Here is a 15,241-nt window from a genome sequence, read left to right as displayed (position 1 = left end):
CGGCGCGTCCAAGCGGGAGTTCCCGGCATGCACTACACGTTCGATTTCGGCTGGCTGCTCGAATACTGGCCGGTCCTGCTCAAGGGAATCGGCATCACCGTCGAGCTGACGCTCGTCGGCGGCGTGCTCGGCGTCTCGCTCGGCGTCGCCTGCGCCTGGGCGCGGGCGCTCGGCCCGGGCTGGTTGCGCCCGATCGTGACCGCCTATGTCGAGATGATCCGCAACACGCCGTTCCTGATCCAGCTCTTCTTCATCTTCTTCGGCCTGCCCGCGCTCGGCATCCGGATGAACGAGCTGGAGGCGGCCAATCTCGCCATGGTCATCAATCTCGGCGCCTATGGCTGCGAGATCATCCGTGCCGGCATCCAGGCGACGCCGAAGGGCCAGTTCGAGGCCGGGGCGAGCCTCGGCATGAGCCGGATCCAGACCTTCTGGCACGTCATCCTCATTCCCGCCTTGCAGCGCATATGGCCCGCCCTCTCCTCGCAGATCGTCATCGTCATGCTGGGCTCGGCGGCGGTGTCGCAGATCGCGGCCGAGGACCTGACCTTCGCGGCGAACTTCATCCAGTCGCGCACCTTCCGCGCCTTCGAGGCCTATTTCGTCACCACGCTGATCTACCTCGCGCTGGCGGTGCTGCTGCGCCAGCTCCTGCGCGGTGTCGGCTGGACCATCTTCCCCCGGCGCGGCGCCGCGTCGCGGGCGCGGTGAGGAGGCCGTCATGAGCGATTTCACCACCTGGGACGTCCTGCGCAACCTGCTGCTCGCGGCGCGCTGGACGGTCGTGCTCTCCGTCGTCTCCTTCGTCGGCGGCGCCATGGTCGGCGCGCTGCTGCTGTTCATGCGCATCGGCAAGGGCCGCGCCGGCCCCGCCTTCGTGAAGGCCTATGTCGAGATCTTCCAGGGCACGCCGCTGCTGATGCAGCTCTTCCTCGCCTTCTTCGGGCTCGGCCTGTTCGGCATCGACGTGCCGGCCTGGCTGGCGGCGGGGGTGGCGCTGATCCTGTGGAGCGCCGCCTTCCTCACCGAGATCTGGCGCGGCTGCGTGGAGGCCATCGCCCGCGGCCAGTGGGAGGCCTCCTCCAGCCTCGGCATGGGGTACGTGCAGCAGATGCGCTACGTGATCCTGCCGCAGGCGCTGCGCATCGCCGTGCCGCCCACCGTCGGCTTCTCGGTGCAGGTGGTGAAGGGCACCGCGCTGACCTCGATCATCGGCTTCGTGGAGCTGTCCAAGGCCGGCACCATCGTCACCAACGCGACCTTCGAGCCCTTCAAGGTCTACGGCATCGTCGCCCTCATCTATTTCTGCCTGTGCTGGCCCCTGTCCAAGTCGAGCCAGATCCTCGAGAGGAAGCTCAATGTCGCTCATCGAAATCACTGAAGTGAAGAAGCGCTTCGGCGACAACGAAGTGCTCAAGGGCATCAACATCGACGTCGAGCCGGGCGAGGTGATCGCCATCATCGGCAAGTCCGGCTCGGGCAAGTCCACGCTGTTGCGCTGCATCAACGGGCTGGAGACGATCGACGACGGCTCCATCTCCGTCGCCGGCGCGCAGCTCTTGCCGGACGAGATCCATCTCAAGGCGCTGCGGCTCAAGGTCGGGATGATCTTCCAGCAGTTCAACCTGTTCCCGCACCTCACGGCGGGGCGCAACGTCATGCTCTCGCAGATGGTGGTGAAGAAGACGCCGCGCGGCGAGGCCGAGGCCATGGCGAAGAAGATGCTGGAGCGGGTCGGGCTCGGCCACAAGTTCGACGCCTATCCCGACGAGCTCTCCGGCGGCCAGCAGCAGCGCGTCGCCATCGCCCGCGCGCTCGCCATGCAGCCGATCGCGCTGCTGTGCGACGAGATCACCTCGGCGCTCGACCCCGAGCTGGTCAACGAGGTGCTCGCCGTGGTGAAGGAACTCGCCTCGGAAGGCATGACGCTGCTGATGGTGACGCACGAGATGCGCTTCGCGCGCGACGTGTGCTCGCGCGTCGTCTTCATGCATCAAGGCCGGGTGCACGAGATCGGCCCGCCCGGCGAGGTGTTCGCCGAACCGCGGACCCCGGAGCTGAAGCAGTTCCTCGGCATGCTGTGACGAGCGGCCGGCGCTTGCCGGCCGTCCCGCCCCCGCGCGCTATTCCACCGTGACCGACTTGGCGAGGTTGCGCGGCTGGTCGACGTCCGTGCCCATCTGCACAGCGGTGTGATAGGCGAGGAGCTGCACCGGGATCGCATAGACCAGCGGCGCGATGGCCGGGTCCATGTCCGGCAGCACCAGCGTCGCCTCGGTTTCGAGCGAGGCCTGCTCGGCGCCGGTCTGATCGGTGATCAGCACGATGCGCCCGCCGCGCGCGGCCACCTCCTGCATGTTCGACATGGTCTTGTCGAACACGCTGTCATGCGGGGCGATGACCACCACCGGCATGTTCTCGTCGATCAGCGCGATCGGGCCGTGCTTGAGCTCGCCGGCGGCGTAGCCCTCGGCGTGGATGTAGGAAATCTCCTTCAGCTTCAGCGCACCTTCCAGCGCCAGCGGATAGGAGGTGCCGCGCCCGAGATAGAGCACGTCGCGCACGCGGGAGAAGCTGCGCGAGAGCGCCTCGGTCTCGGGGCCGAGCTTCAGCGCCTCGTTCATCAGGCGGGGAACCTCGACCAGCGCATGGACCAGCGCCCGCTCGTCCTCGGCCGAGAGCACGCCGCGCGCGCGCCCGGCCGCCACCGCGACCGCCGCCAGCGTCGCGAGCTGGCAGGTGAAGGCCTTGGTCGAGGCGACGCCGATCTCCGGGCCGGCCAGCGTCGGCATCACCACGTCCGCCTCGCGCGCGATGGTGGAGGTCGGCACGTTGACCACCGCCATCACGTGCTGGCCCTCGGCGCGGGCATAGCGCAGCGAGGCCAGCGTGTCGGCGGTCTCGCCGGACTGCGAGATCACCACCATCAGCCCGTTCTCGGGCAGCGGCGCCTCGCGGTAGCGGAATTCGGAGGCGACATCGATCTCCACCGGAAGGCGCGCATAGCGCTCGAACCAGTACTTGGCGATGATGCCGGCGTAATAGGCGGTGCCGCAGGCGGCGATGGAGACGCGCTCCAGCCGGGCGAAGTCGAACGGCAGGTCGGCGGGAAGCTGCACCGTCTCGTTGGCCATGTCGATGTAATGGGCCAGCGTGTGGGCGACCACCTCGGGCTGCTCGTGCATCTCCTTGGCCATGAAGTGGCGGAAATTGCCCTTCTCGACCAGGAAGGCGGAAGCCGTGGTCTTCTGCGCCGGACGGGTGACCTCCTCATTGGCGGCGTTGCGGATCACCGCGCCGTCGCGGGTCAGCACCGCCCAGTCGCCGTCGTCGAGATAGGCGATGGTGTCGGTGAAGGGCGCGAGCGCGATGGCGTCGGAGCCGAGATACATCTCGCCCTGGCCGTAGCCGACCGCGAGCGGGCTGCCCTTGCGGGCGCCGATCATCAGGTTGTCTTCGCCGTCGAACAGGAAGGCGAGCGCGAAGGCGCCCTTGAGCTGGGGCAGCGCGGCCGCCACCGCGTCCTGCGGGCTGCGCCCGCCGCGCAGCTCGCGCGAGACCAGATGCGCCACCACCTCGGTGTCGGTCTCGCTCTCGAAATTGGCGCCGTCCTCGAGGAGCTCGTCGCGCAGCTCGCGGAAATTCTCGATGATGCCGTTGTGCACCACCGCCACCTGCGTCGTTGCGTGGGGATGGGCGTTGGAGACGCTCGGCCGGCCATGGGTCGCCCAGCGAGTATGGCCGATGCCGATCCGGCCGGCCATCGGCGCCTCGCGCAGCGTCGCCTCGAGATTGCGCAGCTTGCCCTCGGCGCGCCGGCGCACCAGCCGCCCCTCTTCCAGCGTGGCGATGCCCGCCGAATCGTAGCCGCGGTATTCGAGCCGCCTGAGCGATTCGACCAGACGGTCCGCTACAGGGGCCACCCCGACGATGCCGATGATTCCACACATGACAGGCCGATCTCCGTGCGCCGCACAATGTACGATTCAGCGTTTAACCGGCCGTCACCGCAATACCGAAATCAATTCGGATGTCGCTTCCTTTCGCGTCCGGCCGCCTACTTCTTCGGGAGTAGGCCGGCGGAAAGCCGCTCGCGCAGCCGCGCCGCGAGGCCCGGCTTGTTGACCTGCCGCGCCCGGGCGATGGCCAGCGCGTCGGGCGGCACGTCGTCGGTGATGACCGATCCGGTGCCGATATAGGCGCGCTCGCCGACCGAGACCGGCGCGACCAGCAGCGTATTGGTGCCGATGAAGCTGTCGGCGCCGATCACCGTGCGGTGCTTGCGGAAGCCGTCGTAATTGCAGGTGATGGTACCCGCCCCGACATTGGTCCGCTCGCCGACGCTGGTGTCGCCGACATAGGACAAATGGTTGACCTTGACCCCGGCCGAAAGCTCGGAGGCCTTGATCTCCACGAAATTGCCGACATGCACGTCCTTGCCGAGGTCCGCACCCGGGCGCAGCCGCGCGAACGGGCCGACGATGGCCCCCGGCCCGATGCGCGCGCCCTCCATATGGGTGAAGGAGCGCACGGTCGCCCCATCCTCGACCCGCACATTGAGGCCGAACACCACATGCGGCTCGATCACCACGTCGCGCCCGACCTTGGTGTCGTAGGAAAAGAACACCGTCTCCGGCGCCACCAGCGTCGCCCCGCCGCCGAGCGCGGCCCGGCGCAGGCGGGTCTGCATCAGCGCCTCGGCCGCCGCGAGCTGCAAGCGGCTGTTGACGCCCGCCACCTCGGCCACCGCTGCCTCGTGGAAGCCGGCGCGCCGGCCGAGCGTGCGGGCGATCTCGACCGCGTCGGTGAGGTAGAATTCGCCCTTGGCGTTGGCATTGCCGATGCGCCCGAACAGGTCGAGCGCCAGCCGCCCGTCGAACGCCATCAGTCCCGCATTGCACAGCCCGATCGCCTTCTCCTCGGCGGTCGCGTCCTCCTCCTCGCGAATGGCGAACAGCTCGCCCCCGCTGGTCAACAGGCGCCCGTAGCCGGTCGGGTCCGCCGGGCGGAAGCCGAGCACCGCGACCCCGGCCCCGTCCGCCAGCGGTGTACGCAGCCCGGTCAGCGTCGCCGGACGCACCAGCGGCGTGTCGCCATACATCACCACCACGTCGTCGAAGCCGCGCTCGATCGCTGCCCGCGCCGCCAGCACCGCGTCGGCCGTGCCGCGACGCTCGGCCTGCACGAACACTTCCGCCTCCGGCGCCGTACGGCGCGCCTCGGCGGCGACGGCGTCGTGGCCGGGGCCGACCACCACGGCGAGATGCGCGGCGCCCGCCTGCATCGCCGTGTCGAGCACGTGGGAAAGCATGGTGCGGCCGGCCAGCGCATGCAGCACCTTGGGCCGGTCCGAGCGCATCCGCGTCCCCTCGCCTGCCGCGAGAACGATCACCAGAAGGCTGCGCATCGTGTTGTCTCTCCCCGAAATTGAGCGCCGCTGTTTAGCGCAGGCAACCGTTCCCCGAAAGCACGCGTTGATCGCTGCGGCACGCCGTGCCATGCAGAAGCGAGCGAGAAGGACCACCGCCTTGGCACGACGCAGCTTTCATCCCGGGTCCAAGACGACCCAGCTCATCATCCTGCTCGGCGGCTTCGCGCTGGGCTGGGCGATCTACATGCGCTACGCGCTGGTGGAGCAGTCCGCCGTCGGCCTCGCCTGCATCGGCGTGGAGACGAGCACCTGCCAGGCGCGCAGCCTGGTGATCGAGATGTTCGGCTATTCCGTGTTCGGAATCACCGCGATCGTCGCCGCGATCATCCAGTTCATCCGCCCGAGCGTGGCCGTGTTCATCATCGGCGTCATGGCGTCGGCGGCAGGCGTGGTGCTCTACAACAACAACCTCGCCTCGCTCGCCGCCGGCCTGCTGCTCATCTCCTTGGCCCGGCCCTGGCGACGCGTGAAAGGGTGAGCGCGAAGACGATCAGCAGCGCGCCGGTCCACAGCGCCTGCCAGTTGGCGAAGCCCTCGTTGAAGGCGATGTAGATGCCGCTGCCGAGGAAGACGGCCGCCGCCATGCGCTCCGCCAGCCGCCTCTCGCCGCCGCGCAGCTTGGGCACCACCCGCGCATAGCAGAAGAACGCCATGATGATCGGCGTCAGCCCGGCGAACTGGAAATCCTTGTAGCGGGGGTTGAAGACCAGGCCGAAGGCGATCTGCACCGCTAGCACGATGGAGGCGACGAGCAGCCAGGCGAGCCATTTCTCTAGCCCGGTGCTCTCCGGCGCCATGGCCGGGTTGAGCGCCAGCGAGACCGTCACCAGCCGCGCCTGCGCGCCGATGGCCAGGGCGCAGCTCAGCGGCACGATCGCCGCCAGCACCAGCAGGGCGATGCCGCGCGTCCAACCGCCCCAGTCGAGGCTCTCGACCGGAATGGTCGCGATCAGCCGGCCGTACATCAGGCCCGCGAACAGCGCGATGCCCGCCACCATCCACCAGCGCCGGCTGCGCATGCGCCCCTCGCCCGCCCAGCGATGCGCCATGCCCGCCACCGCAAAGATCAGCGCCGCGAAGGCGACACCGACGGCGGACTGGCCGATCCAGTGCGGATGATCGGAGACCGGCTGGCCCCAGGTGAACTTGAAGTCGCGCGTGTAGGCGTCGAGGAAGCCCCAATGGCCGCCCACCGTGCCTTCCGAGGCGCGCTTCCACGGCTGGTCGAACGCCTCGATGACGTTGACCCGGTAGCCGCGCTCCTTGGCGAGGGCGAGAAGCTGCTGGACCACGTTGGCCTGGTTCGAGGGCGAAGGCAGCGCGCCCTCGCGCATGCGGCCCGCGCTCGGCCAGCCGGTCTCACCGATCAGTATGTCCTTGCCCGGAAAGACCTCGCCGACATGCTCGCGTATGTCGGCGATGTGCTTCACCGCCTTGTCGGCCGCAACCGGAATGTCCTCCCAGAACGGCAGGATGTGCACGGTGACGAAGTCGACGGCGTTGGAGAGCTCGCGGTTGCGCTCCCAGAACTCCCAGACGTCGGCATAGGTCACCTTGACCTCGGGGGGCACCTTCTCGCGCACCTCGCGGATGATGCCGGCCAGATCCGTCGCCGAGAGCTCACCGCGCAGCAGCACCTCGTTGCCCACGACCACAGCTTTAACAACGTCCGGATTCTCCTGCGCCGCCTTGATGCCGGCGTCGATCTCGACCTGGTTCTTCTTCGGGTCGCGGCCGAGCCAGATGCCCTGAAGCACGGTCATGCCATGCTTGCGGGCGAGCTCGGGCACAACGTGGAGCCCCATCTCGGTCGAATAGGTGCGCACGCACTGGGTGATCTTGGACAGGCGGGCGAAATCGTCGTCAATCTGCTCGGCCGGCACCACCAGCCCCTCGCTGAAGGGCGACTGGCCGGGACGGAACGGCGCGTAGGAGACGCAGGGCAGCTTCTCGCCGGCCGAAAGCGGAGACGGCGGCGCCGGCACCGGATGGCCGAGCCAGGCCCACACAGCCACGATCACCGCACAGACGGCAGCGGCGAGCGCAAGGGGAAGACGCATACGGGAACTCTCCGGGAACAGCGGCGCCCTGTCGGGCGGCCATGTTGTCACATGCCGCAGTGCAAAGTGCTAGTCGACCAAAATGAGGGGCAGATAACGTCATCAGTGAGAAGCTGCGACGAAATGGGCGGTGGCGGTGCCCCGGGAAGCGTGCGCCGAAGCGCGCCGTCATGCTGACAAATTCAGGGGCTTCACCTAGTCTGTCCCAGCAAGAGCTTCACCCTTTGCCTTACCCCTCGCGCGTGACGTTTCCAATCATGTTGAGCCCGCTCCGTACCTTCGCCGTCGTCGCACTCGGCGGCCTCGTCCTTGCAGCCGCGCCGGCCGCCATCGGCCATGCGCAAGGCTCCTCCTCGGAGCCCAAGCAGGCCGAGCAGAAGTCGCCCGAGGAACAGGCGAAGGAGGAGGCGCAGCGCCGCTCCATCGAGGAATATGCGGAGGCGGCAAAGCTTCCCGGCAATGCCGGCCTGCCCGAATGCGTGTGGAGCGGGCGGCGCATCACCATGCTGCTGTGGCGGGACGACATCGACACCGCCCGCCGCCACATGGACCTGTACGAGCGCTTCGGCTGCCCGACGGAACATCTGAAGATCGCGTTCCGCTGCCTGGTTCGGCAGGGCAACATCGACTCCAAGTCGCCCGAGCGCCTGTCGGAACGCGCGCATGCGTGCTGGGTGAACCCCGACGCGCCGGCTCCTCCGCCCCCCGCGCCTGCCGCTCCCGCAGCGCAATGAAATCATGTCGCGGCCCACGCCGCGACATGTCTGCGCCACAGACCGGAACAAATATCCGCTTCAAGACGTTACGGACGTGCAGGTGTCTCGTCCGGCGGCACCCCCATGCCGTTGGTGACCTCTGCAAGTTCGTGCTGCAACTGCGTTAAATTTGGACTATACATCACCCGTTACCTCACTCGTATTTGTGGGTTGTGCTCATGCGTCCCGCTGTTCGTGTCGCTGCCGCTGCAGTTGCGGTAGTCACGTCCGTGCATGCCTTTATCTGGCTGGCGATGCGGGAGGAGGTGACAGCCCCCGCCATTCCCGATCGCTTTGCCAGCATGTCGTTCGCGCCCTATGGGCGGGACGCCAATCCCGATAAGGGCCAGGCCACGACGGATGCGCAGATCCGCTCCGACCTCGACGCCGTCGCCCCCTATACGAAGGCGGTGCGCACCTACGCCTCGACCGGCGGGCTCGAGCACGTCGCCCGGCTCGCCGCCGAGGACGGGCTGAAGGTCACGGTCGGCGCGTGGATCGACAAGGACGAGAAGCGCAACAAGCTCGAGATCGACAACGCTCTCGAGGCGGCCCGCAAGAACTCGAACGTCAACGCCATCGTGGTCGGCAACGAGTCGATCCTGCGCGCGGAAAAGACGCCCGACGAGCTCATCGACATCATCCGCAAGGTGAAGAGCCAGACCAACGTCCCGGTGACCACCGGCGAGACGTGGGACGTCTGGCTCGACCATCCCGAGCTGGTCTCGGCGGTCGACTTCATCGCCGCCCATATCCTGCCCTACTGGGAGGGCGTGCCCGCCGACCAGGTGGTCGACCGGGCGATCAACATCTATGAGCGCCTGCGCGCCGCTTATCCCGGCAAGCGCATCGTCATCGCCGAGTTCGGCTGGCCGAGCGCGGGCTACAATCGCGACGCGGCGATGCCCGGCGAGCTGGAGCAGGCGAAGGTCATCCGCACCTTCGCCTCGCGCGCCGACGCGCTCGGCATCGAGTACAACCTCATCGAGGCGTTCGACGCGCCGTGGAAGAGCTTCGAGGGCAGCGTCGGCCAGTACTGGGGCATTCTCGACGCCAATCGCGAGCTGAAATTCCCGCTCGCCGGCCCGGTCGCCCCGTCGACCTACGGTGCTACGGCCGCCATCGCGTTGCTGCTGGGCATCGCCTTCTCGATACCCGTCTTCCGCTTCGCCCGCCTCACCCTGACGCAGGCGCTGGTGATGGTCGGGGCCGGCAATCTCGTCGGCGCATGGCTCGCCACCGTGGCCGACCACTGGCTGACCCATTACGTGGTCGGCGGCAACAAGGTGACCTTCGTCATCAGCCTGCTGCTGCTGGTACCGCTGGTGATCGTCATGCTCCACCGGGTGGAGGAGCTTGCCACCATCGCCTTCGGCCGCGCCCCGCGCCGGCTGCTGCGCCCGGCGCACGCCGCCCTGCCCGCCCGTGCGCCCGGCGCCCCCCCGCGCGCGCCCAAGGTCTCGATCCACATCCCGGCCTACAAGGAACCGCCGGAGATGCTGAAGCAGACGCTGGACGGCATCGCGCGGCTGAACTGGCCCAACTTCGAGTGCCTGGTCATCATCAACAACACGCCGGACCCGGCCTTCTGGGAGCCGATCGAGGCCTATTGCCGCGAGCTCGGCGAGCGCTTCAAGTTCGTCAACCTGCCCAAGGTCGCGGGCTTCAAGGCGGGCGCGCTGCGCGTCGGCATGCAGCAGACCGCGGCCGACGCCGAGATCATCGGCGTGATCGACGCCGACTACGTGGTCGACCCGAACTGGCTGCGCGACCTGGTGCCGGCCTTCGAGGACCCCACGGTCGGCATCGTGCAGGCGCCGCAGGACCACCGCGACGCCCATCGCAGCCTCATGCACGAGGCGATGAACACCGAATATGCCGGCTTCTTCGACATCGGCATGGTCCAGCGCAACGAGCACGACGCCATCGTCGTGCACGGCACCATGTGCCTGATGCGCCGCGCCGCCATGATGGAGGCCGGCGACTGGTCGAGCGACACGATCTGCGAGGACACCGACCTCGGCCTGTCGATCGTCGAGCGCGGCTGGAAGAGCCTCTACACCAACACCCGCTATGGCTGGGGCCTGCTGCCGGACGACTTCGCCTCGTTCAAGAAGCAGCGCCACCGCTGGGCCTATGGCGGCATGCAGATCGTCAAGAAGCACTGGCGCCGCATGCTGCCGAACGCCGGCACGCGCCTCACCTCCGCCCAGCGCCGCGAATTCGCTATCGGCTGGGTGAGCTGGCTCGGCTCGGAGAGCATCGGCGCGCTGGTGGCGATCCTCAGCCTGCTCTGGGTGCCGGTGGTGCTCGGCCTCGGCATCGCTGTGCCGCAGCGCATCCTCACCATGCCGATCCTGTTCTGCTTCGGCATCTACATCCTGCACTTCATCGCGCTGTACCGGCTGCGCGTCGCCACCACGCCGGTGCGCATGCTCGGCGCGGCCTTCGCGGCGATGGCGGTGCAGTTCACCGTCGCCAAGGCGGTCTATGACAGCTTCCGCTACAAGGACCTCGGCTTCGCCCGCACGGCCAAGGGAAGCTGGCTCGCCGGCGCTGCCCGCGCCTTCCCGGCCCTGCCGGAGGCGATCATCGGCGGCGGGCTGCTGCTCTCGGCCATCGGCCTGCGCATGACCAACTGGCACGCGGTGGTTGAGGTGAACCTGTTCGCCTTCGCGCTGGCGGTGCAGAGCCTGCCCTTCCTCTCCGCTGCCGTGATCGGCTGGCTGGAAGGCTCGTCGCTCAACGCCGTGGAGCCCTGGCTGGCCATGCGCGAGCGGGCGCGTGCCCTGCTGCCGGGCCGCATCGGGGCGAGCGAGGCGCCGATCCCGGAGAAGGTGCGCTCCTGAGCGCCTCCGGCGCCGCCCCGGCAACCGACATGAAAAAAGGCCCGGAACCTGTTCCGGGCCTTTTTGTTTCGTCGATCCCGCGCGGCTGAGCCGTCCTTAGGAGACGGTCTCGAACACCAGCGCCGCGCCGAACGCTTCCTCCGGCCCCACCACCGTCACGCCCTCCATCGGCTCCGCCGCCGAAGCGGATGCACGGACCGCCCCCGCATCGGCGACGGCAAAGCGCAGCGCCGCGAGGCGGAGCGTGGCGTCGGCCGGCGCGGCCACGCCGAAGCGCTCGGCATAGAGTTCGGGGCTCATCACCTCGACGTCGCCGCGCGGCGTATGGGCCACGTACCAGCCGTCCACGGCGCGGCGCGGATCGGTGCCGAGGAAGGCTGAGAGGAAGGCGGCATGGGCGGCAGGCTCGGCCGCTGTCAGCACCACGCCGGCAATGCCGCTCGCCCTGTTCGCATGGCGCTGGAGCGCCGGCGCCCAGAAATTCTCCGGGTAGCGCTGCAGGCAGGTGAAGAAGCCCGCACGGGGCGCGGCCGGATCGCGCGCGAAGGTCAGCGAGAAGGCGACCTCGACCTCTGACCCGTCGGGCCGCGTGCCCCGGCGGGCGAAGTCGAAGATCTCGAACCCGCCGAAGCCGGCAAGGTCGAACACTTCCTTCTCCGCCAGCGGATCGCGGCCTTCCAGCACCAGCATGGACGGCCCCTGCCCGACCTCGGCCAGGAAGTCCCGGTTGAAGGCGCCGAAGGAGAAGCGCCCCTCCCCGTGCGGAGGAATGGCGGCGGGCTCGGCGATTTCCAGCATCTCGACGAAGAAGCCGGGGAGCTGGACCAGCCGGTTGTGGGTGCCCCACGGATGCCGGTTCCGCGCGCCGACCGTGAAGCCGAGCGCGCCGTAGAACGCACCCGCGGCTTCGAGGTCTCGCACCACATGCACGACGTGATCGAGACCGCGAATCAACGGCGCCTCCTGGGGCCAGACGGGAAAGTCAGAACAGCCGGCTCTGCACCGCGGCGGCGCCCACGAAGGAGGCGAACAGCGGATGCGGCTCGAACGGACGCGATTTCAGCTCCGGATGGAACTGCACGCCGACGAACCACGGGTGGTCCGGATATTCGATGATCTCCGGCAGCAGCCCATCCGGCGACATGCCGGAGAACCGCATGCCGCACGCCTCGAGCCGCTCACGATAGCCGAGATTGACCTCGTAGCGGTGGCGATGGCGCTCGGAAATCTTGGTCGAGCCGTAGATTTCCGCCACCCGGCTGCCGTCGGCAAGCGCGGCGGGATAGGCGCCGAGCCGCATCGTGCCGCCGAGATCGCCGCCGATGCCGCGCTTTTCCAGCTCGTTGCCGCGCAGCCACTCGGTGAGCAGGCCGACCACGGGCTCGGTGGTCGGGCCGAACTCGGTCGAGTTGGCGCCCGTGACGCCGGCGAGGTTCCGCGTCGCCTCGATCACCGCCATCTGCATGCCGAAGCAGATGCCGAGATAGGGCACCTGCCGCTCGCGCGCGAACTGCGCCGCGCGGATCTTGCCCTCGGCGCCGCGCTGGCCGAACCCGCCCGGCACCAGGATGCCGTGCACATGCTCGAGGAACGGGGCGGGATCCTCGCGCTCGAAGATCTCGCTCTCGATCCAGTCGAGATTGACCCGCACATTGTTGGCGAGCCCGCCATGGGCCAGCGCCTCGATGAGCGATTTGTAGGCGTCCTTCATGCCGGTGTACTTGCCGACGATGGCGATGGTCACCGCCCCTTCCGGGTTGCGGATGCCCGCCTCGACCCGCTTCCAGCGCGTCAGGTCCGGCTCCGGCGCCGGCTCGATGCCGAACGCGGCCAGCACCTCGGTATCCAGCCCCGCCTCGTGATAGGCGGACGGCACGGCGTAGATGTTGTCGGCGTCGCGCGCCTCGATCACCGCGCTTTCGCGCACGTTGCAGAACAGGCCGAGCTTGCGGCGCTCCTCGCGCGGGATCTCGCGGTCGGTGCGGCAGAGCAGGATGTCCGGTGCGATGCCGATCGAGCGCAGCTCCTTCACCGAGTGCTGCGTCGGCTTGGTCTTCAGCTCCCCGGCGGAGGGGATGAAGGGCAGCAGCGTCAGGTGGACATAGATGCAGTGCTTGCGCGGCAGCTCGTTGCCGATCTGGCGGATCGATTCCAGGAACGGCATCGCCTCGATGTCGCCCACCGTGCCGCCGATCTCCACCAGCACGAAGTCGTAGCCTTCGTTGCCGGACAGGACGAAGTCCTTGATGGCGTTGGTGACGTGCGGGATCACCTGGATGGTGGCGCCGAGATAGTCGCCGCGCCGCTCCTTGGCGAGGATGTCCTGATAGATGCGCCCGGTCGTTATGTTGTCCTGCTTGGTCGCCGGACGGCCGGTGAAGCGCTCGTAGTGGCCGAGGTCGAGATCGGTCTCGGCCCCGTCGTCGGTGACGAAAACCTCGCCGTGCTGATAGGGGCTCATCGTCCCCGGATCGACGTTGAGGTAGGGGTCGAGTTTGCGCAGCCGGGTCTTGTAACCACGGGCCTGCAACAATGCACCGAGAGCGGCGGAAGCGAGGCCCTTGCCGAGCGAGGACACGACGCCGCCGGTGATGAAAATATAGCGCGCCATGGAATTCGGTTTCTAACTGCAAAAAAACGATTCGACGAGAGCCCGCGCGATCAGAGCGGACTCTCGCCTGTGGGTAAGCTCGACGCGGCTCGTAAGCCGCGCGCGATCACTGCGACTGCGGAACCTGCGGCGCGGCCGGCGCCGTGGGTGCGGGCTGCGCGCCCTTGAGCTGGTCGAGCACGCTGCCGCCCGGCGCGGGAGCGCTGGGCGAGGCAGGCGTGCCTGCCGGCGTGGTGGCGGCGGGCGTGTTGAAGATGGTCGAAGGCCCGCGACCCCAGCCGGCCAGAATGGTCAGCGAAAGGCTGGTGATGAAGAACAGCGCGGCGAGGATCGCGGTCGCGCGGGTCAGCACGTTGGCCGTGCCGCGCGCGCTGAAGAAGCCGCCGCCTCCGCCGCCACCACCGCCGATGCCGAGCCCGCCGCCCTCGGAGCGCTGGATCAGCACCACGCCGATGAGGGCGAGCACCACCATGAGATGGATGACGATGATTACGGTCTGCATCTTATGCCTTCAAGGAATAGGCGGCGGGTCGGCCCGGCCCGCCGCAAATGTCGGGCGCGTTCCTACACGATTGCGTCCGGCGTTTCCAGCACCCGGGCGCGGCGCCATGCGCACGCCCCCGGTCGAGCCCTAGAGATAGGCGCGCGCGATGCTAAGAAAAGACGTCGCCTCGAGGCTCGCCCCGCCCACCAGGGCGCCGTCGACATCGGCGGCGGCGAGAATTTCCCCAGCATTCTCCGGCTTCACCGAGCCGCCATAGAGCAGGCGAATCCGGTCCGCCTGTGCGCCGAAGCGCTCCTTGAGGTGCGCACGCATGGCGCCGTGCATCTCGGCAATCTCGTCGATGGTCGGGGTGAGGCCGGTGCCGATCGCCCAGACCGGCTCATAGGCGATGACGGTGTTCTCGCTGTCTGCCCCATCCGGCACCGAGCCGGCGAGCTGGCCGCGCACTACGTCGAGCGCCCGGCCCGCCTCGCGCACCTCGCGCGTCTCGCCGACGCAGATGATGGCGAGGAGGCCCGCCCGGCGCGCGGCCTCCGCCTTGGCCCGCACCAGCTCGTCGCTCTCGCCATGGTCGGCGCGGCGCTCGGAATGACCGACGATCACCGCGCCCGCGCCGGCGTCGGCGAGCATCTCGGCCGAGATGTCGCCCGTATGCGCCCCGCTCGCGGCGGGATGGCAGTCCTGGCCCGCGAGGCCGACCGGGGAGGCGGGCTCGGCGGCGGCGAAGCCGGCGAGCAGCGTCGCCGGCGGGCAGACCATGAGATCGGTGCGGGCGCGAAGAGCGGCGTCATAGCCCTCCACGATACGTCGGAATTCCGGGACGGAGGCCTTCAGGCCGTTCATCTTCCAATTGCCGGCGACCAGGGGGCGACGCGTCGTCATGCTGCCAAGCGCTCCTTCACCTCAAATACGTCAATCAACACCTCAAACAGGCTGCCCTCGCGTAACAGACCCGAACGGCACGGGCAAATGGCCGCAGATGCGACATTGCAGCCTGAAAGAGCCCTCCCTATGATGCGCGCCTTTCGCG

Annotated in this window: 13 protein-coding genes; 6 read left to right on the top strand and 7 right to left on the bottom strand. The window is 68.4% G+C overall.

All coding sequences use genetic code 11. From position 1 onward, the window contains the following. Window positions 1–27 precede the first annotated feature (27 nt). The 3 genes from NVS83_RS13530 to NVS83_RS13520 are packed head-to-tail and all read left to right on the top strand — an operon-like array spanning window position 28 to window position 2,084. Window positions 28–711 carry an amino acid ABC transporter permease gene (locus NVS83_RS13530; RefSeq protein ID WP_258734238.1) on the top strand — a complete coding sequence of 228 codons (684 nt, stop codon included), beginning with the start codon at window positions 28–30 and terminating at the stop codon, window positions 709–711. Window positions 712–721: 10 nt separating this feature from the next. Further along, the gene (locus tag NVS83_RS13525) at window positions 722–1,381 is read left to right on the top strand and encodes an amino acid ABC transporter permease (protein ID WP_258739806.1); all 660 of its coding nucleotides are present in this window, start codon (window positions 722–724) and stop codon (window positions 1,379–1,381) included. After that, entirely contained in the window at window positions 1,359–2,084 is a 726-nt protein-coding gene (locus NVS83_RS13520; protein ID WP_258734240.1) for an amino acid ABC transporter ATP-binding protein, read from the top strand. Before NVS83_RS13525 ends, NVS83_RS13520 begins: the two co-directional genes overlap by 23 nt. A gap of 39 nt (window positions 2,085–2,123) precedes the next feature. On the opposite strand, the gene glmS is transcribed toward NVS83_RS13520, so the two are convergent. Both glmS and glmU read right to left on the bottom strand, forming a co-directional pair. Next, window positions 2,124–3,950: a glutamine--fructose-6-phosphate transaminase (isomerizing) gene (gene glmS, locus NVS83_RS13515; RefSeq protein WP_258739805.1), complete on the bottom strand. Its 1,827-nt coding sequence runs from the start codon at window positions 3,948–3,950 to the stop codon at window positions 2,124–2,126. 107 nt (window positions 3,951–4,057) lie between these two features. Beyond that, window positions 4,058–5,407: a bifunctional UDP-N-acetylglucosamine diphosphorylase/glucosamine-1-phosphate N-acetyltransferase GlmU gene (glmU, locus tag NVS83_RS13510; protein WP_258739804.1), complete on the bottom strand. Its 1,350-nt coding sequence runs from the start codon at window positions 5,405–5,407 to the stop codon at window positions 4,058–4,060. A gap of 121 nt (window positions 5,408–5,528) precedes the next feature. Between glmU and NVS83_RS13505 the strand changes: the two genes are divergently transcribed. Further along, window positions 5,529–5,909, top strand: a complete 381-nt coding sequence (locus tag NVS83_RS13505; RefSeq protein ID WP_258734243.1) for a hypothetical protein — start codon at window positions 5,529–5,531, stop codon at window positions 5,907–5,909. Here the strand turns inward: NVS83_RS13505 and NVS83_RS13500 are convergent. Further along, entirely contained in the window at window positions 5,869–7,491 is a 1,623-nt protein-coding gene (locus NVS83_RS13500; protein ID WP_258739803.1) for a glycoside hydrolase family 17 protein, read from the bottom strand. The two genes, NVS83_RS13505 and NVS83_RS13500, sit on opposite strands and share 41 nt — an antisense overlap. Before the next feature lie 257 nt (window positions 7,492–7,748). On the opposite strand from NVS83_RS13500, the gene NVS83_RS13495 reads away from it, so the two are divergent. Together NVS83_RS13495 and NVS83_RS13490 are read left to right on the top strand one after the other, a co-directional pair. Continuing rightward, window positions 7,749–8,225, top strand: a complete 477-nt coding sequence (locus NVS83_RS13495) for a hypothetical protein (RefSeq protein ID WP_258734245.1) — start codon at window positions 7,749–7,751, stop codon at window positions 8,223–8,225. 200 nt (window positions 8,226–8,425) lie between these two features. Continuing rightward, complete coding sequence (locus NVS83_RS13490) at window positions 8,426–11,095, top strand: glycosyltransferase (protein WP_374115063.1); 2,670 nt, start codon at window positions 8,426–8,428, stop codon at window positions 11,093–11,095. Between the two features lie 96 nt (window positions 11,096–11,191). On the opposite strand, the gene NVS83_RS13485 is transcribed toward NVS83_RS13490, so the two are convergent. The 4 genes from NVS83_RS13485 to tpiA form a co-directional block, all read right to left on the bottom strand. After that, the gene (locus NVS83_RS13485; RefSeq protein ID WP_258739801.1) at window positions 11,192–12,049 is read right to left on the bottom strand and encodes a VOC family protein; all 858 of its coding nucleotides are present in this window, start codon (window positions 12,047–12,049) and stop codon (window positions 11,192–11,194) included. Between the two features lie 28 nt (window positions 12,050–12,077). Then, a complete protein-coding gene (gene pyrG, locus NVS83_RS13480) occupies window positions 12,078–13,706 on the bottom strand; it encodes a CTP synthase (protein ID WP_258739800.1) in 1,629 nt (542 codons plus the stop codon). A gap of 106 nt (window positions 13,707–13,812) precedes the next feature. Further along, complete coding sequence (secG, locus tag NVS83_RS13475) at window positions 13,813–14,208, bottom strand: preprotein translocase subunit SecG (RefSeq protein ID WP_258734249.1); 396 nt, start codon at window positions 14,206–14,208, stop codon at window positions 13,813–13,815. Window positions 14,209–14,337: 129 nt separating this feature from the next. Continuing rightward, window positions 14,338–15,093, bottom strand: coding sequence for a triose-phosphate isomerase (gene tpiA / locus NVS83_RS13470; RefSeq protein ID WP_258739799.1), 756 nt, complete (start codon window positions 15,091–15,093; stop codon window positions 14,338–14,340). Window positions 15,094–15,241 lie beyond the last annotated feature (148 nt).

The sequence above is a fragment of the Ancylobacter mangrovi genome, assembly GCF_024752335.1.
Lineage (GTDB): Bacteria > Pseudomonadota > Alphaproteobacteria > Rhizobiales > Xanthobacteraceae > Ancylobacter > Ancylobacter mangrovi.
The sequence above is the reverse complement of the archived record's forward strand: the minus strand, read 5'-3'. Positions and strand labels throughout refer to the sequence as shown.